At 59.3% G+C, this 21,010-nt stretch carries 12 protein-coding genes, 1 tRNA gene and 5 pseudogenes; 8 read left to right on the forward strand and 10 right to left on the reverse strand.

Features of this window, described 5'->3' with window-relative positions:
- The first annotated feature begins 56 nt into the window (after positions 1–56).
- The 3 genes from N4R57_04785 to N4R57_04795 are packed head-to-tail and all read left to right on the forward strand — an operon-like array spanning position 57 to position 2,394.
- Positions 57–356, forward strand: a complete 300-nt coding sequence (locus N4R57_04785; protein ID UYV38404.1) for a DUF3489 domain-containing protein — start codon at positions 57–59, stop codon at positions 354–356.
- Between the two features lie 22 nt (positions 357–378).
- A complete protein-coding gene (locus tag N4R57_04790; GenBank protein ID UYV38405.1) occupies positions 379–750 on the forward strand; it encodes a DUF2924 domain-containing protein in 372 nt (123 codons plus the stop codon).
- A gap of 3 nt (positions 751–753) precedes the next feature.
- Complete coding sequence (locus N4R57_04795; protein UYV38406.1) at positions 754–2,394, forward strand: recombinase family protein; 1,641 nt, start codon at positions 754–756, stop codon at positions 2,392–2,394.
- A gap of 172 nt (positions 2,395–2,566) precedes the next feature.
- Here the strand turns inward: N4R57_04795 and N4R57_04800 are convergent.
- The 3 genes from N4R57_04800 to N4R57_04810 form a co-directional block, all read right to left on the reverse strand.
- Positions 2,567–2,641: transfer RNA gene (locus N4R57_04800), tRNA-Gln, on the reverse strand.
- A 61-nt stretch (positions 2,642–2,702) separates the two neighbouring features.
- Positions 2,703–4,067, reverse strand: coding sequence for a mechanosensitive ion channel (locus N4R57_04805; GenBank protein ID UYV38407.1), 1,365 nt, complete (start codon positions 4,065–4,067; stop codon positions 2,703–2,705).
- Between the two features lie 157 nt (positions 4,068–4,224).
- Entirely contained in the window at positions 4,225–4,677 is a 453-nt protein-coding gene (locus tag N4R57_04810; protein UYV39507.1) for an SH3 domain-containing protein, read from the reverse strand.
- A gap of 152 nt (positions 4,678–4,829) precedes the next feature.
- Here N4R57_04810 and N4R57_04815 point away from each other — a divergent pair.
- From N4R57_04815 to N4R57_04835, 5 genes and pseudogenes are all read left to right on the forward strand, one after another.
- A pseudogene (locus N4R57_04815) lies at positions 4,830–5,820 on the forward strand (D-glycerate dehydrogenase).
- A gap of 185 nt (positions 5,821–6,005) precedes the next feature.
- Positions 6,006–7,792, forward strand: a pseudogene (gene ggt / locus N4R57_04820) (gamma-glutamyltransferase).
- A 100-nt stretch (positions 7,793–7,892) separates the two neighbouring features.
- Positions 7,893–8,699, forward strand: a complete 807-nt coding sequence (locus tag N4R57_04825) for a hypothetical protein (GenBank protein UYV38408.1) — start codon at positions 7,893–7,895, stop codon at positions 8,697–8,699.
- Between the two features lie 165 nt (positions 8,700–8,864).
- Complete coding sequence (locus tag N4R57_04830) at positions 8,865–10,556, forward strand: hypothetical protein (protein UYV38409.1); 1,692 nt, start codon at positions 8,865–8,867, stop codon at positions 10,554–10,556.
- A gap of 262 nt (positions 10,557–10,818) precedes the next feature.
- Positions 10,819–13,320 carry an FAD-dependent oxidoreductase gene (locus N4R57_04835; GenBank protein ID UYV38410.1) on the forward strand — a complete coding sequence of 834 codons (2,502 nt, stop codon included), beginning with the start codon at positions 10,819–10,821 and terminating at the stop codon, positions 13,318–13,320.
- Between the two features lie 58 nt (positions 13,321–13,378).
- On the opposite strand, the pseudogene N4R57_04840 reads toward N4R57_04835, so the two are convergent.
- The 7 genes and pseudogenes from N4R57_04840 to N4R57_04870 all read right to left on the reverse strand — a co-directional run bounded on the left by N4R57_04840 (position 13,379) and on the right by N4R57_04870 (position 20,943).
- Positions 13,379–14,208: pseudogene (locus tag N4R57_04840) on the reverse strand (GH25 family lysozyme).
- An 83-nt stretch (positions 14,209–14,291) separates the two neighbouring features.
- On the reverse strand, positions 14,292–14,957 hold the full coding sequence (locus N4R57_04845; GenBank protein UYV38411.1) for a class I SAM-dependent methyltransferase: 666 nt from the start codon (positions 14,955–14,957) through the stop codon (positions 14,292–14,294).
- A gap of 92 nt (positions 14,958–15,049) precedes the next feature.
- A pseudogene (locus tag N4R57_04850) lies at positions 15,050–15,992 on the reverse strand (aldo/keto reductase).
- 178 nt (positions 15,993–16,170) lie between these two features.
- Positions 16,171–17,243, reverse strand: a pseudogene (locus tag N4R57_04855) (BMP family ABC transporter substrate-binding protein).
- Between the two features lie 45 nt (positions 17,244–17,288).
- Positions 17,289–18,209 (reverse strand): ABC transporter permease, encoded by a 921-nt coding sequence (locus N4R57_04860; GenBank protein UYV38412.1) that lies wholly within the window; start codon positions 18,207–18,209, stop codon positions 17,289–17,291.
- A gap of 76 nt (positions 18,210–18,285) precedes the next feature.
- Complete coding sequence (locus tag N4R57_04865) at positions 18,286–19,371, reverse strand: ABC transporter permease (protein ID UYV38413.1); 1,086 nt, start codon at positions 19,369–19,371, stop codon at positions 18,286–18,288.
- 54 nt (positions 19,372–19,425) lie between these two features.
- Positions 19,426–20,943, reverse strand: coding sequence for an ABC transporter ATP-binding protein (locus N4R57_04870; protein UYV38414.1), 1,518 nt, complete (start codon positions 20,941–20,943; stop codon positions 19,426–19,428).
- Between the last annotated feature and the right edge of the window lie 67 nt (positions 20,944–21,010).

Here is a 21,010-nt window from a genome sequence, read left to right on the forward strand (position 1 = left end):
CCGGGCTCTACTCGGTAGCAGCGGGGTTTTTCCGCTGATCAACCGAGGAGACCAACATGACCAAGTCTGACGAGCATAACGCACCTGCCAAGGCGAGGGCAGCATCGCGCCCAACCAAGAAAGACCAGTTGATCAAACTGCTGGGGACGAGGGCCGGAGCTGATACCAAAACCCTGAGCGCGAAGCTGGGCTGGCAGCAACATACAACGCGCGCGGCTCTGACCGGTTTGCGCAAAGCAGGGTACGAGATTGCCTGCAACAAACCTACCAAAGGCGGGATGTCGAGGTATCGCATCCTTTCTGCGCCTACGCCGAATAAATCCCGTGGAACCGAGAGCGCAGCCAATGGGGCGTGATCCGAACCCGGAGCGGCCCCGCATGCTTACGGAGTGGGAGGCGATCTTCGGATCGCCTCCGCCAGCCTATCTGTCGGTGCCATTCATGCAGCGTGCGGTTTGCTACGAGCGGCAATGCAGAGAGCGTGGGCGGCTGGCCGCCACAACGCGCCGCGCACTAACACAGATTGCGAGCGGGGAGGACGTTGCCGTTGCGGTGCCGGCAAGGCTGAGCCCCGGCGCGCATCTCGTGCGGGAATGGAACGGTCGAACATACCAGGTGCAGGTCACGGAGGCGGGCTTCGAGATGGATGGCAAGACCTGGAGGTCACTATCGGCCATCGCCAAACACATCACCGGCGCCGCCTGGTCTGGCCCGCGGTTCTTTGGCCTGCAGAGCAAAGCCGGGAGATAAGATATGAAGAAGCTGCGTTGCGCCATCTATACCCGCAAGTCATCTGAAGAGGGTCTTGAGCAAGAGTTCAACTCGCTGGACGCGCAGCACGAAGCCTGTGCGGCTTATGTTGCCAGCCAGAAGCACGAAGGCTGGGTGTTGCTGCCCGCGCATTATGACGATGGTGGGTTGTCCGGCGGGACCCTGGAACGACCGGCGCTGCAGAGCCTTCTGCGGGACATATCTGATGGGCGCGTGGACCAGATCATCGTTTACAAGATCGACCGGCTCACGCGGTCCCTCGCGGACTTCTCCAAGATCGTCGATATTCTGGATGCGGCAGAGGCCTCGTTTGTCTCGGTCACCCAATCCTTCAACACGGCCACCAGTATGGGGCGGCTGACGCTGAACATGCTGCTGTCCTTCGCGCAGTTTGAGCGAGAGGTAACGGCCGAACGTATCCGCGACAAGATCGCGGCGTCCAAGCGCAAGGGGCTATGGATGGGCGGGCAGGTGCCACTGGGCTATGATGCTGATGGGCGAACACTCAGCGTGAACCTCAAGGAAGCGGCGGTGGTCGAGCAGCTTTATGCGCTCTACGAGGATCTTGGCACCGTCAGGGCGGTGAAAGCACAGGCTGACGCGCTGGATCTACGGAGCCGTCAACGAACGCTTGCAGATGGCAGCACGACGGGCGGAACCCATATGGACCGTGGCCACATCCATCATCTACTGACCAACCCGATCTACGCTGGGCGCATCCGGCATCGTGACAAGGTGTTCGAGGGGCAGCACCCGGCGATAATCGCACCTGAGCGATGGGATCGCGTCCAGCGGTTGTTGCAGGATGGTGCGGCGAAGGGCAGGGGACGCAAAGCCGCCAATCAACGCTCTTTGCTATGCGGCAAACTCTTCGACGAAACTGGTGATCGCCTGACGCCTTCGCATACGAAGACGCGGAAAGGCGCACGACTGCGCTATTACATCTCGCACAGGTTGGTGGCCGGGAGCAGCGAAGCACACAAAGATGCCTGGCGCCTGCCTGCGCCGGAGCTGGAGAACAAGATCGCTGATTTGGTACGCAAGATGATCTCTGCACCCGGCTTCGCACCCACACTACTGCCGGCAGCAACGGCGGATCAGATCGATCGCGCTGCTGATACTCTTGCCCGCCGCACGAAACAGGATAAGCCGAACACCCTGTTGGGCCTCGTCGAACGCGTCAACATCGCTCCCGGTGAGTTGGTCTTAGACTTGAGTGCCGACGCCATCGCCCAAACCATCGACGCAGACCTGGAGCATCTGGAAGAGCATGTTCTCAGCAAGACCATCCCCTTCCAACTCCGCAAGCGCGGCGTCGAGACGAAGATCATTCTTGCGGATGCGCCAGCCGGTATCGACAAAACGCTCATCCATAACATCGCCAAAGCCTACGTTTGGTTTGAGCGGATCAAGGCCGGCGAAACCTTCTCCGAGATCGCAAGTGCAGACGCCACATCCAAACGGCGCATCCAGCAGATGATTGATCTTGCCTTCCTGGCACCCGATATCGTGCGCGATGTTATGGAGGGAAAACAGCCCATTGGTTTTACATCGGACTGGTGCTTGCGCCACGAACTGCCATCGGACTGGGACGAACAGCGCCAGATGATCGCGGCCCTCTGACCCCAAACACCGCAAACTCGTATCGCGGAAATGCCGTTCCCAGACTTCGCGGCATATCGGCCCCGTTTTGGCTCACAGGCACAGTCTGCCCTTCGCCCCAACCCACACAACCCGCGGAAAACACGCGACAAAGTCACGCGTACCGCGCACGGTCTCTTTTAATGAAAGTGTATGGCTGGGATGGTAGGATTCGAACCTACGATACCCTGTACCAAAAACAGGTGCCTTACCACTTGGCCACATCCCAACTGTGAGGCGCTAAATACGCAAGGATGAGACGGCTTGCAAGAGTGCAGATTGAAAAAAATTCATTCCTGCACCGCCCCTTCGCGATTGAGCAGATCGTCGTCTTTGGTGGCCTGTCTTTCCACGTCGACGATCTGTTCCAGCTCGTGGTCGGTCGTGGCTTCGACGTTGAGCGGGGGTTCCTTGTGTTTGCCGATCGCAAGGCTCTTGGGTGCGGCTTTGGCGGGGCTTTCCTGGCTGGGCATATCGGGGGACGTTGCGGCGCCGCTGTCGGTGACGATCCGATAAGTCGGCTCGGGCATCTCGATGCCGGCGTTTTCAAAGGCGCGCAGGGTCTGGCGGATGGCTTCGGACCGGGCCGCGAGGATCGAGGTCTCGCGCTGGTTGATCCAGCCGACCACGCGCAGGGTGATGTCACTGCCGCCCAATTCGACGATCCAGACATTCACCGCCGGGCTTTCGATCACGAAGGGCAGGGCAGAGACGGTGTCATGAGCGAGCTTGAGCGCCTGTGCCAGATCGGTGTCATAGGCCGCTGTAATGTCGAATTTAAAGCGCCGCTCCTCGTTGCGGGAATAGTTCAGGATGCGCGATTTGAACACCGTCGCATTGGGGATGCGCACATGGTTGCCGTCCCAGTTGAGCAGGATCGTCGCGCGCGAGGTAAGGCGGATGACCTTGCCTTCGTCGCCGTTGATTTCGATGGAATCATTTGGGCGGAATGGCTGTCGGACCGACAGCATGATCGAGGCGATGAAGTTTTCGACCGTGTCACGCACAGCAAAACCGATGGCCAAACCGATGATCCCAGCGGCCCCAAGGATGGTGGACAAAAGCGCCGTCGCCCCAAGGATATCAAGCGCCACGACAAGCCCTGCGATGATCGAGCCAAGGCGGATCAGTTGTCGGTAGATATCAGCGATGAAGGCATTCGGCGCGAGCCGGTCCCAAGGTTTGCGCCGCCGAGCGACGAAAAAGCCGAGCCAAACCACCAGCACAAAGGCAAATACCGCCACCGCTAGCAATGGCAGGTAGGCTAGCAATTGCTTGGTTCGGGTCCAGAATCTTTCAAACGCGGGGTTGAGGCGTTTGACTACATCCGTTGTCTCAACCACCTTATTTTCAATGGTGACGACGCCTTCAACCCGCCCGACAATTTCGTTCAACCTATCCGCTGTGGTGCTGTCGAGCGTGGTGCCACGCAGCGTCACGATGCCCGAGCTAACAGTGACGGTGACGTCCTCAAAACCTTCCAGTTCGCTCAGAATGTCGCGGATGCGCACGGCGATGGCGGCGTCTTTGCTGGCGCTGTCATCAACGGCGATTGTGCCGCTTGGCTGCGCCGCGGATTGGGCAAAAACAGGGGTTGAGAACAGGCCAAGCGAAAGGCCAAGTGTTAGGCAAAGCGAAAGAAGAAAACGGGTCATGCTAAAAATTCGGCAGTTGTTTGCAATTGCCAGAAGCCTAGCGACAGGACGGGCCGGGGGAAGCCCCAAGATGCGAGACGAGATGTTGGCCCAGATGCAGCCCACAATACGGTTTTCTCGTGTGAATAAATGCGGCCTTGGTGCCCAGGCGCATAGGTCAGTCGCGAATCTCGTCTGCTTTTACGCCCCAGAGTTCCGATTTCATCGCCCATCCGCGATAACCGCCCGCGTTCAGCCGACACCACGTTGCGTCACATTCGCCCAAGCGCGCGACAACGCCCAGTTCCAAACGGGCGGCGATAGGGGTGGTTTTATCCGCCCCAAGGTGAAGATCGAGCATGTCGCGTTGCACGATAACGGTGCGCGTGCCGGACAAAAGCGAGTAATGCACCCAGCCGCCAGCGCCGTCACGATCGCGCACGCGCCGCCAGTGGCCATATTCGGCGGTGATCTCTAACGGCATGCCCTTGCGCTTGAAAACCCAATCAATCCTGTGGGTTAGGGAGGGGCCGCGCCGCACGTTCACTTCGTCAGTCTTAATCGAGACATAGCGCGGGAGGGGAAGGTTGGTCACGCTTCCACGATCCGCAGCAACGGCCATTTGCGCCATACCAAGCACAATAGAAATCACAAAAAGGATGCTTTTCATCGCGTCCTGCCCCGGCTGCCTGAATGAATTTGCACGAGGTTCTTGTGCCTCGGCTGACTATCCGTCACTTTGCCAGTAAGACGCGCCCGATGGAACCTATGGGAGGGACCTTCATGCCCACGAAACGCCTGAGTGTTGTTGTTACGCGACGCTTGCCCGATGTTGTCGAGACGCGAATGAGCGAATTGTTCGATGTGCGCCTGCGCGATGACGACACACCGATGAGCCGGGCCGAACTTATGGCGGCGGTGGAAACGGCTGACATTCTTGTGCCCACCATCACCGATCAGATCGACTCGGGGTTGTTGGCCCATGCGGGTGAGCAACTTCGCCTGATCGCGAATTATGGCTCAGGGGTGGATCATATCGACGTGGAAAGCGCGCGGCGGCGGGGCATTTTGGTGTCGAACACGCCGGGCGTGTCTGCGGATGATACCGCCGATATGGCGATGGCGCTTATGTTGGCGGTGACACGGCGCATTCCCGAAGGGCTGGAGAGGATGAAAGCAGGCGATTGGGCCGGCTGGGCGCCGACCGCTTTGCTCGGAACGCGGGTGCATGGCAAGCGGATGGGTATTCTGGGCATGGGGCGGATCGGACAGGCCGTTGCCAGTGCGCGCCGCCGCCTTTGGCATGCAGATCCATTACCACAACCGCCGGCGTTTGCGGGCTGAGACCGAAGCCGTGCATGAGGCGACTTGGTGGGAGAGCCTAGACCAGATGGTTGCGCGCATGGATGTGATCAGCATCTGTTGCCCGCATACGCCCTCGACCTTTCATCTGATGAATGCGCGGCGGCTAAAGCTGCTCAAGCCCGAGGCGGTGATTGTGAATACATCGCGTGGCGAGGTGATCGACCAAAGCGCCTTGGCGCGGATGCTTGAGGCCGGTGATATTGCCGGGGCCGGGCTCGACGTGTTCGAACATGGCTCTGAGGAAACCAATACGCGCCTCAAGGCGTTGCCGAATGTGGTGCTGAGCCCGCATATGGCCAGCGCCACCCACGAGGGACGGCTTGAAATGGGTGAAAAGGTGATCATCAATATCAAGACATTCGATGATGGTCATAGGCCCCCGGATCAGGTTATTCCGTCAATGCTGTAATCGCTGACTGACGCGCATCCGCGTTCGGGGTGACGCTATTCAGTGAATTGTCAAACGGTTGCGTTTTTGTACATGATCGAAGCGTTCGGGTGGGGCAAGGGACAGCCATGGCCGGGCAAGGCGTTTGAACTGCAGCTTGGCTTGGGGTCCGGCGCGGAGCATGGGGAGAAGATGCCGTGGCGTGGATACGCAATACGATCCTGGTTTCTGCCTTGGCTGTGGCCTCGGGATTGGCCGTTCTGGCACAGGAGCGCGCCGATGGCGTTGCGCCCGAAGCTCCGACCGCATTAGGGGCGCAAGCTGCAGGTGCCGCGCTTCAAGACGCGCAGGCGGCCAAGGACAGCGGCAAACCGGTTAAAGCACAAACATGGATGATTTCGGCGGCCAATCCCCATGCGGTGGCCGCAGGCGCGCGGGTGCTGTCCGAAGGGGGCAGCGCAGCAGACGCTATGGTGGCGGTTCAGGTGGTTCTTGGGCTGGTAGAGCCGCAAAGCTCGGGGCTTGGCGGGGGGCGTTCCTTATCTGGTATGACGCCGAAACCGGCAAGATCAGCACCCTTGATGGTCGCGAGGCCGCGCCTTTGGCGGCTGGGCCGCGGCTGTTTCAGGATGCGGATGGTGCGCCGATCAAGTTTTTTGACGCGGTTGTGGGCGGGCGCTCTGTCGGGGTGCCGGGCACCCCGGCGTTGTTGCAAACGGCCCATGCGCGCTGGGGAAAAAAGGAATGGGCCGGTTTGTTCTCTGACGCGATCCGGCTCGCGAATGACGGTTTCCCGGTGTCGGCGCGATTGTCTGCTATGGTGACCGCAGACGCCAAACGCTTGTCGGTTGATCCTGTTGCGCGAGCGTATTTCCTGCCCGGCGGTCGTCCGCTGGTCGCAGGGGCGCCGCTGAAAAACCCGGAGTATGCCGAAACCCTGCGCGCTCTGGCGGGGCAGGGGGTCGGACAGTTCTACACAGGCAAGATAGCCAAGGACATCGTTGCCAAAGTGCGCGGCGCCCAAGGCAACCCCGGAGTTCTGAGCGACGTCGACATGAGCCTTTATGGTGTGCGCGAACGCGATGCAGTTTGTGCGCCGTATCGCGGCCATTCTGTGTGCGGGATGGGGCCGCCGTCGTCCGGCGGGCTGAGCGTGGGGCAGATCCTTGGGATGCTTGAGGGGTATGACCTCTCCGAACTTGGCCCCGATGATCCGCGCACATGGCGGTTGATCGGTGATGCCAGCCGCCTCGCCTTTGCTGACCGGGGCCGTTACATCGCCGATAGCGATTACGTCCCGGTGCCGAGCAAGGGTTTGCTTGACCCGGCCTATCTTGCGGCGCGGGGCGCATTGCTGCACCGCGATGACGCGCTCAGCGATGTGGCACCCGGTAAACCGGATTTCGACCACGCGATGCTGCTGGCGGATGATGACGCGATCGAGTTTCCCTCGACCTCGCATATTTCGATTGTCGATGCGGCGGGCAATGCCCTGTCGATGACCACCACGATCGAAAACGCCTTTGGGTCGCGCCTGATGGTGCGTGGCTTTCTTTTGAACAATGAGCTTACAGATTTCTCGTTCCGCTCGCACCGTGATGGCGTGCCGATCGCCAACCGGGTTGAGCCGGGCAAGCGGCCGCGCTCCTCGATGGCTCCGACGATTGTGCTCAAAGACGGCAAGCCTGTTCTGGTCGTCGGCAGCCCCGGCGGCAGCCGCATCATCGGCTATGTTGCCAAGACCATCATTGCGCATATTGACTGGGGAATGAACGTGCAACAAGCGGTAAGCTTGCCGCATCTGATCAACCGCTTCGGCACATATGATGTTGAGGCCGGCACGGCGGCAGAAGGGCTGAAAAACCCGCTTGAGGCCATGGGGTTTGAGGTCAAAATCCGCGATCTCAACTCTGGACTGCACGCGATTGCGATTGGTGAAACGCTTTCCGGTGGAGCCGATCCGCGCCGCGAGGGGCTGGCTCTGGGGCAATAAGATTGCTGACGTGCCGGAAAATTGCCCCAATCGGTTCACATTGACGCCCTGCACCCGCGGATAACTGTTCTAAATTGGTGAACAGTTTGGGGCAGTGAGTATGATCGGCATCGGAAATATGTTTGGCGCCGGACGCCAAAATACCAGCGCACTGGCATTGGGCGTGGTTTTTTTGGCGGCTCAACTGGTGCTGATTTCATGGCTGATGGTCGGTGGCGGAAATGGGTTTTTCGGGGGCGACAGCGAAGTCGACGTCCTTGACCGCCCTGCCTTGACCTCGCATTTGCCGAAATCGCTCCCGGGTTGGCACAAGCGCAGCTACCTGCGCTCGGATGGAGAGGCAATCACTGCCGGAGCCAAGGGCCGCGGGCTGGACGCGCGCCTCGCCATGGGCGCAGACCTCGAGCAATTCCTGCTCTATGAACAAGCCGGGATCAACGCGGCAACCGCCGTTTATGTGAAAGGCGACTACCGGACCGTTGTCGCAATTATGCGCGGGGCGATGAAAATGCCCCCATGGCTTGAAGAAAGCAGCTATTCCTCGGCGGATTGGGCCGCCAAGGTGGCCGGTCTACACGAGGGTAAAATCGCCGCCATCGTTCAGGGCTTGGCGTTTGAACGCCGTGACATTCGCGGAGTTGACGGCAAGGGGATCGGCTATGACCGCTATGTTGCGCGGATTGGCCACGAATTGACCATCGACGTGATCTCGAACGCGCCGCAGGCTGATGTGGAAACTCTTTTGGCTCGGATCGACGGTGTCGCGCTCAAGCGGCAATTGCCCGAGGACAGCCCCGCAATCAGCGCCGATTTCGGGCTCGCTCTCTATCATCTGCCCGAAACATGGCCTGAGCGGCTCGATATGACCGGCACGCACAAGCTTAAAGATTGGATCGTGGGCCAATAATTACCCGGCGAGGCGCAAATTAGTGCCGCATTTGCTAGCGATTTTGCAGCGAGAGTTTTCAACCCAAGGACCGTGACAGGCAAGAGATTGCGGCCGGACACCAGAGGCAACAAGGCCCCGGACACCAAACCAGATGTTCTGGTCGGGGAAGATGGAGTAAGTGACATGAACTTTTATGCAATCGGGTTTGTCGCCGTGGCGGGTATTGTCGGCCTTGGCGTTGATTATCAACAACAATCCGTAAAAGCGGGCATGTCCTTGGGCAAAATGTCGGTTGGCCAATACATCGACACCTACGAGGCGCGCTTTCTAGGAGCCAAAGCCGAGAAACTGGCGGCTGAGCGCGAACGCCAACGCGAACTCGATTGGAAATCCGGGGGGCTCAAGTTTCTGCCCGAAGCGCCCGAAGGCTGGACCCGGCGCAAATACAGCGAAGCCACAAATACGGCCATCATGCCAGACGCTGTGACCTATTACGAGGAAATGGCCAAGAATGGCGGCGCCGCGTCAATTGCTGAAAACCTCAAAGCACAGCACGCCATGAAAAGCGCGGGCAAGATGGACAAGACCTCGTGGGTTTATGAACGCGGCGACGAAGCGATATTTATTTCCCTTAATCTCCGGGAGAAAATCAACACGAACTCGCTTGGCGGGATGATTCATCTGGCTATGGGCGGGATGAGCGGGATCAGCCACTCATCCGTTCGTGGCTATGACGTGATCGGCGGGGTCAGCTTTATCGAATTGCCGCAGAGAACCGGAATGGCTGCGATGGTCGCTGAACAGACCAGCAGTGGAAAACGCAAGGGCGGTTTTGATCGTGCCCATTTCCGTCGTTTGCTCGGGGTGATCGGTTTTGGCCAAGAAGTCGAGCTGACAGTGCACGCGAATGCCGAAAAATCCTCGGCAATGGAAATTCTCGGTGCGGTCGATTGGGACGGCCTTAACAACATGCTGGAAACTCCGATGGCGACCGTCGGCAATGATGTTGTGCTGCCCGAAGAGCTTGATCCGCAAGAGATTGCAGTGGCTCTGCATCGCCATCGCAACCAGTTTAATCAGCTGCGATCCAAAGCAGCGGATTTCAAGCTTATGAACGCGAACCAAGGCGCGATGATCATGAATATGTATACCGGCGGGCGGTTTGACATGTCTGCCGGTGCGATCCCGGATCTCGGCCAGTTGATCGAAATGGGCTTCCGCAAGGAAGTGCGTGACCTCATGTCGGGGCGCCCCTCGGAAGGGGAGTATCAACGCCTCAGAGCAATGATGGTCGAACGCCCGGAAAGCGAACGCGATCTGCCCAAAGGCGAGATGAGCGATAACCTTCGCGAAGAGCTTATGGGCGGTGTCGCTCCGGCCAAAGGCGGAGAGCGCAAGGCAGGCGGAGCCAATACGGGCGGAGGAGCTGCGCAGGGCAATGCGCCGTCTCAATTCGCCATGCAGAATGGCAAGATCGACTATCGCCAAAGCCGCGCCTTTGCCACGGTAAAGATGCCGAATGAAATGACCACCCAGCAGGCGCTCTACTTCAAACACACGCAGGATATTGCCAAACAAAAAGGTGACGGTCCGGCGCAACAGGCGGCACGCCTGATGGAAATGGATCGCGGTTTGCCGCCGGGAAGCTGCCTTGTGCGCCATGACAATGGCAAAGTCGCCTGCAACAAGAACGCCGATCTCGTCCGCAAAGAGCGCGCACAGGCCGTGGCCTCGGCCGCGCCAGCAGCCGCCGCTGCACCAGCAGCGCGAAGCACCGGAACGGGTGGCAAAGCCGAGGTCAAGCGCCTTGGTGGTGGCAAATCCAAAGCGGGGGCAGGCTGTGGTGCTGGCAAATTCTGCAAGGCAAACCAGTAAGCCCAGACTGACAAGCGCAAGGACTCCTGCGCATTAAAGAGAACCCCGCGCATCGCCGGAAACCTTGACCACGGGTTTCTGGCGATGCCTTTGCGACGCCCTGTCAATGTCGGCGGCGTTGATTTGCTCTACTACACCGCATGAAACCAAGCGCTTTTACCGTCGCAAGTCGGAAAAGCACCTCCAAGTGTCGGATCGCTTGTGCGTAAATTTTCGGTTGCGTTAAAACCGACTTGAACACGCGTTGCCCCGGAGGTGCCTCATGAAAACGAATGTCAAAGCTCTGGTTGTTGGCGGCGGTGCCGTTGGCACGTCGATTGCCTATCACCTTGCCAAAGCCGGATGGGACGATGTCATGCTGATCGAGCGTGACGAGCTGACTTCTGGCTCGACATGGCATGCGGCGGGATTGTTGCCGCTGTTCAACATGTCCTTTGCGACCACACATATTCACAAATACTCGGTCGATTTCTACAAGACGCTTGAGGAAGAGACGGGTCTTAACGCGGGCTTCGCCGTGGTTGGCAACCTGCGCATGGCGCAAACCCAAGAGCGCATGGACGAGTATATGCTCTATGCCTCGACCGCCGAAACCTGCGAGGTGGAGTATGAGTGGCTCACCCCCGATCAGATCAAGGAACGCTGGCCGCTGATCCGCACCGATGATCTCAAAGGCGCGATCTACCACACCGAGGACGGCTATATTAACCCCGCCGACGTGACACAGGCGATGGCCAAAGGTGCACGGCAACGCGGCGTGATGATCGAACGTAAATGGCAGGCGGATGCCTTCCACTGGACCGGTAGCCATTGGGAAGTGACTTGCACCAAGATGGTCGAGCAGGGTGGCAACCTCGTGGAAAGCGACGAACAGGTCGTGATCACTGCCGAGCATGTGGTGACCGCCTCTGGCAACCACGCACAGCGCACCGCCAAAATGCTGGGCCTCAAAATGCCCGCGATTCCGGTCGAACATACATTCATTGTGATGGACAAAGATCCCGAGCTAGTTGAGTGGCGCAAGACCAACCCGGAACACCCCGTTGTGCGCGACGCCGATGCGCAATCTTATGCCCGCGAAGAACGCGGCGGCTGGATCTTGGGCATTTATGAGGTTGGCGCACCTGCACGTTTTGAACATGGCGTGCCCGACAGTTTCCGCGCCGATCTGTTCCCGCTCGACCTTGACCGAATTGCCGAACAATACATGGCCATGACTGAACGTGTGCCGTCCTGTGCCGACTCCGGTCTCAAGGACGATTTCAACGGTCCGATCTGTTACACGCCGGATGGCAATCCTCTGGTCGGTCCAGCACCGGGGTTGCGCAACATGTGGCTGGCCGAAGGCTTTAGCTTTGGTATCACGGCTGCGGGTGGCACCGGCTACTACCTTGCCCAAATGATGGTGGAGGGCGAGGCCGAGATCGACATGGCGTCGCTCGATCCCAAGCGTTACTCGCAGAGTTGGATGACCACCGAGTTTGCGGCGCGCAAGAACGAGGAATGCTATAACCACGTCTATGTCCTTCACCACCCGGACGAAGAGCGCGAAGCCTGCCGCCCGCTGCGCACCGCGCCCGCCTATGACCGGCAAAAGGCGCTGGGCGCGCAGTTTGGTTTCGTCAACGGTTGGGAGCGCCCGAACTACTATGGGCCTCTAGATGCATCGGACAGTTTTGACCATGACGCACGCAGCTTCCGGCGTGGCGGTTGGTGGCAATACGCCGTGGATGAGGCCAAGGCGATCCGTGAAGGTGTCGGGCTGATCGACGCGACCGCCTTTACCAAACATGTGGTCAAAGGGCCCGGCGCGACTGCTTTTCTTGACTGGTTCACCTGTAACAAGCTGCCCAAGGTTGGGCGCATCAACCTGACCTACGCGCTGACCGCTGCCGGAACCACGCGCACAGAATACACCATCGTGCGCAATGGCGAGGACAATTATTACCTCGTCTCGGCCGGGGCATGGACAGAATATGACGCCGACTTCCTGCGCAAAGCGGCCGAGGACAAGATGGGCGAATTCGGCTATATCGAAATTCAGGACGTGACCACACAATGGGGCGTTTTTGCCATTGCCGGGCCGAAATCGCGCGATGTTCTGCGCGAGGTTATTACCGATGCCGACCCCGACACCGCGCTGTCGAACAAGCGGTTCCCGTGGCTGTCCGCACGCAAGATCGAACTGGGCATGTGCCCGGTGAACGCAATCCGCGTCGCCTATACAGGCGAGCTGGGTTGGGAGTTGCACCATCCGATCGAGATGCAGAATTACCTCTGGGATCTGCTGACCGCCGCCGGCGAAAAGCATGGCATGAAGCTGGTTGGCGCCCGCGCGCAAAACTGGCTGCGTCAGGAGAAAAGCTATCGCGCGTTCGGAACCGAATTGGGCCGCGATGCAACCCCGCTAGAGGCTGATCTGCCGCGGTTTGTAGACCTTGGTAAAGACTTTCACGGCAAGGCCGAGATGGAGGCAAAAGGCATCCGTGCAAAATGCGTGACCTTGCTGATTGACGGGCCGGACGATGCCGATCCTTGGGGCCGTGAGGCGCTGTATGATGGCGATACCAAGGTCGGGCGGCTGACGTCGGGCGGCTATTCGGTGGCGTTCAGCAAGTCTATCGGCATGGGCTATGTCGCGCCGGAACTGGCGGTTGTCGGTCAAAAGTTGAAAGTCAGAATGTTTGATCAACTTTGGGACGCCGAGATTGTCGAGGATAGCCCCTATGATCCGTCAAACGCCAATATCCGCGTGGACGGTTAAGCGCGCCTCCACCCTCGGATGCGAGATCAAGACCGGCAGGGCCGGGGAAACCCCCGGCCTATGTCACCCGCCGCGCAGCAAGCCATGCGGCCCAATCGGCCTCTGACCCGTTGAATAGGTTCAAATCGGTCTCTTCCACGAAACCCGGCACCAGACCGGTGCCGGAATATTGCCAAAAGCGCCAAGGCTGTCCGGGATAAGCCTCGCGCGGGGTTTTTGCGGTGGTGCGCAGCCAGAATTCTACGTTGTGCAAGCGGCCAAGGTCATTGTCCTCGTAAAATCCCGGCGTAGTATAAATCAGCGGGCGCTGACCATAATGCCCCTCAAGGGCGGCAAGGAAAATGCGTGCTTGCCGGCGAACTTCCTTACCTGGGGGCGTTTGGTGCAGGTGGGCGAAAACGGGTTCCACTCCATGTCGAGCACGGGCGGCAGCATGCCGCGCCGCTTGCGCACGTTCTTGATAAACCATTTGGCCTGAACCTCAGGCGGGGTGCAGAAATAATAGAAGTGATAAGCACCGGTTTCGACGCCTGCACGGTTGGCCCCGCGCCAGTGGTCGTGGAATTTCGGGTCGAGCAGGTCGCCGCCTTCAGTCGCTTTCACCCAAGCAAAATTCGCGCCGTTCTGGCGCGCGATATTCCAATCGGCGGTTTTCTGGAACCTGGCCGCATCAATCCCGTGGACTTTGTAACGCGAGGGCGGGCGACCATTGAAATCCACCGGATCGCTATCGCCAAAATTGGGGCGGATGACCTGTGGCGCGGCGATGTTCCCCGGTTGCGGTGGCACGTTCGGTTGAGGCACCGGCGCAGGCCCGCGCGCCCGGCAGCCCGTCAATACAAGGGCGCCAATCGAAAGACCAAAGGCGCGGCGGTTTGGGTGGGCCATTTTACTCTCCGAACTTGTTACGACGCGGGTTCACCTTGCCCTTGAGCGCGCCTGTCTCGCAACCCCGCGATTTCGCTGCGCGGTCACCCGCCGGTCGCGCTTCGCGAAACAAAGGCAAGATTGTTGGCCGGCATTTCAACCACTTCTACCAACTCAAGGCCCTGTGACTGAAGCCACTCAATCACGTCCCAATTGTCCTTGTAGCCAATCTCAGTGTCCTGGCGGCGCAGGCTGTCGTGAAACTTGGCATCTCCGTCCGAGGAGGCCTCGCCATCGCGCAGAAATGGGCCATAAAGCACGAACACCCCCCCGGGAGAGAGCGCCTGCGCAACCTCGGAAATCAATGTTTTGGCTTCGCCTGTCGACACGAGATGCAAAAGGTTCACCAGCAAAACCAACGCGGTGTCGCCCTGCGTGCTGCCCCATCCCGGCGCGGTCGCATCCAGCTCGATCGCAGGCGCAACATTCGCCGCCTCGGCCTTGCCCACCCACGCGTCGATGGATCTACGTCTCACCGGGTCAACATCGCTGGGCTGCCATGTCAAATCCGGCAAACGCCGCGACAGCGCAACCACATGCTGCCCCGTCCCCGAAGCGATCTCAAGCGCCCTGCCTCGGTCCGGCGCATGATCCGCCACAAGATCGCAAATCGCCGCCGCATTGCGTTCGGCCGAGGGGGCAAATAGTTGCCCATCCGGGCGCGGCTCTGCAACCGAAGCACTATCGGGGAGGTTCAATCGGCGGGGCATGGGGCGGCTCCTTGGGGGCTGTCTTGGTGAAAACACTTAACACACGAATGGTGCTGCGGGCGCAAGGCGGCCGGGCGGGGCGATTGTCGAAACTATGTCTCTTCCGTCCGGTCCGTTGCGGGCGGTGGCGCAGGGTATAGCGCGCTGATCCGGTGATAAAGCGCGTCATCAAGCTCGAACTCAATCGCAGCAAGCGACGGCGCAAGCTGTTCAACCGATCTTGCCGACAGGATCGGCATCGGCCCGCTCGCGTGATGTGCCACCCAAGCCGCCGCCAGAGTGGCGGGATCATGACCCAGCTCTTGGGCGAGGTCGGCAAGGCCCTGTGCCGCAACACGCATCGACGCGTCGCTATAGCGCGCGTTATACTGTTCATCTTCCGTCAATCGCCCGCTGGCACCTTTGGTATATTTCCCGGTCAACAGCCCACCACCCAGAGGTGAGTATGCGGCACAGGCAATCCCTTCGGCATGGCACATCGGCAGAAGTTCCACCTCGGCCTGACGTTTCACAAGGTTATACATTGGCTGAATGATCGCAATATCATGCCCAAGGCTTTGCGCGATCTGCCGGGCTTTCATGACCTGCCACGCGGCAAAATTTGATAGGCCAAGGTAGCGAACCGCGCCGTCTTCGCGCAGTTGCGCCAGCGTTTCGATCTGCTCCTCCAATGGCGCTCTCGTTGAAGCGGTGGAGGTAGAGGACATCAATGCACGCCATCCCCAGACGCTCCCGCGAGGTTTCAAACTGCGCGCGCAGGCTCGCGGCATCGGCCGCGCCGGTATTGGCAATTTTGCTGGCGATCACCAGACGCTCGCGCTCGGGCGCTGCAAGCTGAGCACACAACTGACCAAGCAGGACTTCGGACCGCCCGCCATTATAGGCATGCGCCGTGTCAAAATGCGTGATCCCCGCCGCCATTGCGGCCGCGAACATTTCGCCCGACGCTTCGGGGTCGGCGCGGCCGCCAAACTGCATGGTGCCAAAGGCAAAGCGTGAAACAGGGTGCGCGTCGGGGGATGTCAGCTCTTTCATAAGAGCAAACCTGCCACGCGCAGACTGTGAAGGGAAGGGGGCGGCCTGCACCTCGGCACAGGCCATGTGCATCGCAGTGTCCGCTATGCGCGCTTGCCTTGCCCGTCATCAAAAGCCCCGCAACGCAAAAAGGCCCGGAACATGTCCGGGCCTTCTCATACCTAGCTGTCATTAAGGCTTACTTCGGGATTTCGCCGGTCAGACCTTCGACGTAAAAGTTCATGCCAGCCAGCGCGCCATCATCGGCCACGGCCCCTTCGGCAAGCCAATCCGACCCGTCCTGCTTTTTCAGCGGGCCGGTGAAGGGGTGGTACGTCCCCGCGGCAAGCGCCTCTTTCAGAGCCAGCGCCTCGGCTTTGACGTCCGCAGGCACGGCGCTCGAAATCTCACCGATGCCGACCATGCCAGCGCCGATGCCGTCCCACGTGCTTACACTTGTCCATGTTCCATCCATCACCGCTTGGGTGCGGGCGATGTAATAGGGCGCCCAGTCGTCAATGATCGAGCTGACACGCGGCATTGGGGCGTATTCGCCCATATCCGAGGCCTGCCCAAAGGTGATGACATTGCCTGCCGCCTTGGCGGCTGCCTGTGGTGCGGTCGAGTCGGTGTGTTGCAAGATCACGTCCGCGCCTTGTTCAATCAGAACCTTGGCAGCGTCGGCTTCTTTCGCCGGGTCAAACCAGGTAAACGCCCAGACAATTTTGAACTCAACGTCCGGGTTCACCTTCTTGGCGTGGATATAGGCGCTGTTGATGCCACGGATCACTTCGGGGATCGGGAAGGGCCGATATAACCGACGATGTTCGATTTGGTCATCTTGCCCGCGATATGGCCCTGCACCGCGCGACCTTCGTAAAAGCGGGCGGAATAGACGCTGACGTTGTCGGCCTGCTTATACCCGGTGGCGTGCTCGAATTTCACCTTGGGGAACTTCTTGGCCACGTTGATCGTCGGGTCCATGTAACCAAACGAGGTGGTAAAGATCAGGTCCGCGCCCTGAAGCGCCATCTGGGTGATCGCACGCTCGGCATCCGCGCCTTCTGGCACGCTTTCCTGAAACATGGTTTCAACCTTGTCGCCAAAGTGTTTTTCAACGGCAAGACGGCCTTTGTCGTGTTCATACGTCCAGCCACCGTCACCGATGGGACCGACATAGATAAAGCCGACTTTGGTTTTGTCCTGCGCCACAGCGCCAGAGGCCAGGCCAAGCGCCACAGCGGCACTGGCAAGCAGTTTTGTGAGTTTCATAAGGTTTTTCTCCCTGTTTCTTCAAGTTGGCAGCCGCGCCGGATCTCAGCCCGACGCATGGAATGTACGACCAAGCGAGGCAGGTGCCCGGCTCCGATCGGCAGACATGATGACCAGCACGAGGATGGTGATCAGGTATGGGGACATGGAAAGGTATTCAGCAGGAATGGCAAGCCCCGCCGCCTGTAAATTCAGCTGTAGCACGGTGACACCGCCAAAAAGATAGGCACCAAGCAGCACACGCCAAGGCTTCCAGCTGGCAAACACCACCAGCGCCAGCGCGATCCAACCGGCACCTGTTGTCATCCCTTCGGTCCATTGCGGTACGCGGATCAGGCTGATGTAAGCCCCGCCCAACCCGGCACAGGCACCACCAAACATGATCGCCGCCACCCGGATGCGCACCACTTTGTAGCCAAGCGCATGCGCTGCATCGTGGTTCTCGCCCACGGCTCTCAGAACCAGCCCAACGCGGCTGTATTTAAGCACCGCCCAAACCGCCGCCACCAGTGCGATGCCGAAATAAACCATGAGGTCATGGCTAAAGAATACGGTCCCGAAAAAGGGAATGTCGCTCAGGAGCGGGATGTCCAATGCCTCCGTCTGGGGCGGTCTGATCCCGACATAGCCTTGGCCCATCAAAGCACTTAACCCCAAACCAAACAGCGTAAGCGCGAGCCCGCTTGCCACCTGATTGGCCAGCGCAAACTGCGTGAGCAGCGCAAACAAAAGCGACAAAAGCGCGCCGCCTGCTGCCGCCGCAACAAAGCCAACAGCAGGCGATCCGCTCTCAACAGTTACGGCAAAGCCACAGATCGCGCCGGTGATCATCATCCCCTCAACCCCAAGGTTCAAAACCCCGGCGCGCTCTACCACCAACTCTCCCACCGCCGCCAACAGGATCGGCGTCGCCGCCACCATGAGAGAGGCAAGCAAAAGGGCAGGGCTAATTGCTGAAAGGTCCATTATGCGCCTCCTGTGGTGCGGCCAAATCCGAAAACCTCTGCGGATACCGATAAAATCACCAAACGCTCTACCCACTTCATGACGCCACCTCGCGCGATATCCACCGAATGCGGTAATTCGTCAGCAAATCTACGGCCAGCAAGAAGAACAACAGCATCCCTTGGAACAGTTGGATCGCCGCCGCCGGCAAGCCAAGGGTGCCTTGCGCGATCTCGCCCCCGATATAGGTCAGCGCCATGAGCAAGCCAGCCAGCAGAATGCCCACCGGATGCAACCGCCCGAGAAAGGCCACGATAATGGCGGTGAAGCCATAGCCAGTGTTGAAATCAATGCTGATCTGGCCCGACGGGCCCGACACTTCAAACATTCCTGCCAAGCCGGCAAGAAGCCCCGACATCCCAAGACAGAACAGGATCAACCGGTTCGGCTTCACCCCGGCAAACCGCGCCGCACGTGGCGCTTCGCCGGTCAGGCGAATGGAAAACCCCAACATGTGCCGATTGAGCAGGATATAGGCGAAAATGACGGCGATGAAGGCGCTCAGCACACCCCAATGCATGCCGGTTCCCGTGATAATGTCATCGTTAAACGCCGCCGGATAATCTTTGAGATTGCGCGAGCCGGGAAACCCATGCCCTTCGGGGTTCTTCAGCAATCCCAACGACATCGAGGCCAAAAGCTGCTCGGCGACATAAACCAACATGAGCGAAACAAGAATTTCGTTGGTGCCGAATTTTACTTTCAAAAGCGCCGGTATCATCGCCCAAAGCCAGCCACCAAACGCGCCGCCAATGATCATCAGCGGAAAGACATACCACGCCTCAAGCGGATAAAACGCCAGCCCGACACCTGCTCCGAAAATCGCCCCCAGAATGTACTGCCCTTCGGCGCCGATATTCCAGATCCCGGCGCGAAAGCCCAAAGACAAGCCGATCGCAATCAGGATCAGCGGTCCACCTTTGACCAGCAACTGAGGTCGATAATAGAACGCATGTTCCCCAAACAACGAATTCCCAGAAAATCGTGCGTATCGCTTCAACCGGCCCTTGCCCAGCGCGGCAAACAGCAAACCGCCCGCGATCATTGTTGCCACCACCGCCAATAGGGGCGTCAAATAGGCGAATACCTTGGACGGCTGCGGTCGCTTTTCTAGCTTCATCATAGGCGCCATTCCCCGCGGTTTTCATCTTGCCCTAAATACTCAAATTCCAACGGGTTATACATGCGCCACCTCCATGCCATGCGCCCCACCCATCATCAGCCCGATCTCTTCAACATCAAGCTCGGAGGTAAGCCGCTTGCCGGTTAGCCGCCCTTCGTTAAGTGCCGCGAAATGGTCTGACACTTCCATCAATTCATCCAGATCCTGACTGATCACAATCACCCCGGCCCCCCCGGCAGCCAGATCAAGCAATGCCTGTCGGATCGCAGCGGCGGCACTGGCGTCAACGCCCCATGTCGGCTGGTTCACCACCAGAACATAAGGCTTTTGCAGCACCTCCCGTCCGATCACGAATTTCTGCAAATTCCCACCGGAGAGCGAGCGCGCCGCATTCTCTGGTCCCGGTGTGCGGACATCAAATTTCTCGATGATCTCCTCGGCAAAGGTCTTGGCCTGTCGCCATTTCAAAAACCCGCGTTCGGCCAGATCGCGACGCACCGCCCCGGTTAAAAGCGCATTCTCGGTCAGGCTCATATCCGGGGCCGCCGCGTGCCCCATGCGTTCTTCTGGAGCGCACAGCAACCCGGCCTCGCGCCGCTTGTTCGGCCCCAACATCCCCACCGGACGACCGCCCAGTTTGATCGCATCACTTACCACCGACATTTCGCCTGACAAAGCCAGCAACAATTCGTCCTGCCCATTGCCCGCCACGCCGCCAATCCCAAGGATCTCACCGCGCCGCAGGTCGAAATGAATGTTCTTAAGCGCGGTGCCGAATTGCCCCGGCGATGGCATCGACAGGCCGGTCACCTCAAGCGCCACATCGCCCATCTTGGCCCCGGCCGATTTTGGCGTTTGCAATTCGCTGCCCACCATCATTTCGGCCATTTCCCGCGCCGTGGTGTCACGCGGCACACAGGAGCCCACGTTCTTGCCCAATCGCAGGATCGTCGCCGCATCGCAAAGGGCGCGAATTTCTTCCAGCTTGTGCGAGATATAAAGGATCGACGTTCCTTCGGATCGCAGTTTGCGCAGGGTTTCAAACAGAATTTCAACTTCTTGCGGTGTCAGGACGCTGGTGGGTTCATCCATAATCAACAGCTTGGGATCCTGCAGCAAACAGCGGATGATCTCGACCCGCTGACGTTCGCCTGCGGACAAATCCCCAACGGTGCGAAACGGGTCAAGTGGCAAGCCGTATTCTTCACTCACCGCGCGGATGCGTGCAGCAAGGTCGCGCAGCGGCGGCGGGTTCTCCATCCCAAGCGCGATGTTCTCGGCCACGTTCAGCGCATCAAACAGCGAGAAATGCTGAAACACCATCGCCACCCCCGCCAACCGCGCCGCGCGCGGTTCGGGCGGGGCGAAAGCTGCGTCGTTCATCGTCATCGCGCCGCTGTCAGGCTTAACCAAGCCATAGATCATCTTGACCAGCGTGGATTTACCCGCACCGTTTTCGCCCAAAAGCGCGTGGATTTCGCCGACGCCAATATCAAACGAGACCGTGTCATTGGCCACAACACCCGGATAGGCCTTGGTCAGCCCCTCGATCTTAAGAAGTGTCCCCGTCACGCAGTTTTCCTTTCCGGTGCCTTTGACACCGCAGGTCGTGTTTTTTTGTCGTTATGGGCGGATGCCC

The organism is Rhodobacteraceae bacterium D3-12 (assembly GCA_025916135.1).
Lineage (GTDB): Bacteria > Pseudomonadota > Alphaproteobacteria > Rhodobacterales > Rhodobacteraceae > JAKGBX01.

Excerpts from the sequence above, each read along its gene's own strand:
- N4R57_04785 (UYV38404.1), top strand. The coding sequence starts at position 57 with ATGACCAAGTCTGACGAGCATAACGCACCTGCCAAGGCGAGGGCAGCA.
- N4R57_04790 (UYV38405.1), top strand. The coding sequence starts at position 379 with ATGCTTACGGAGTGGGAGGCGATCTTCGGATCGCCTCCGCCAGCCTAT.
- N4R57_04795 (UYV38406.1), top strand. The coding sequence starts at position 754 with ATGAAGAAGCTGCGTTGCGCCATCTATACCCGCAAGTCATCTGAAGAG.
- N4R57_04805 (UYV38407.1), bottom strand. The coding sequence starts at position 4,067 with ATGACCCGTTTTCTTCTTTCGCTTTGCCTAACACTTGGCCTTTCGCTT.
- N4R57_04810 (UYV39507.1), bottom strand. The coding sequence starts at position 4,677 with ATGGCGCAAATGGCCGTTGCTGCGGATCGTGGAAGCGTGACCAACCTT.
- N4R57_04825 (UYV38408.1), top strand. The coding sequence starts at position 7,893 with ATGATCGGCATCGGAAATATGTTTGGCGCCGGACGCCAAAATACCAGC.
- N4R57_04830 (UYV38409.1), top strand. The coding sequence starts at position 8,865 with ATGAACTTTTATGCAATCGGGTTTGTCGCCGTGGCGGGTATTGTCGGC.
- N4R57_04835 (UYV38410.1), top strand. The coding sequence starts at position 10,819 with ATGAAAACGAATGTCAAAGCTCTGGTTGTTGGCGGCGGTGCCGTTGGC.
- N4R57_04845 (UYV38411.1), bottom strand. The coding sequence starts at position 14,957 with ATGCCCCGCCGATTGAACCTCCCCGATAGTGCTTCGGTTGCAGAGCCG.
- N4R57_04860 (UYV38412.1), bottom strand. The coding sequence starts at position 18,209 with ATGGACCTTTCAGCAATTAGCCCTGCCCTTTTGCTTGCCTCTCTCATG.
- N4R57_04865 (UYV38413.1), bottom strand. The coding sequence starts at position 19,371 with ATGATGAAGCTAGAAAAGCGACCGCAGCCGTCCAAGGTATTCGCCTAT.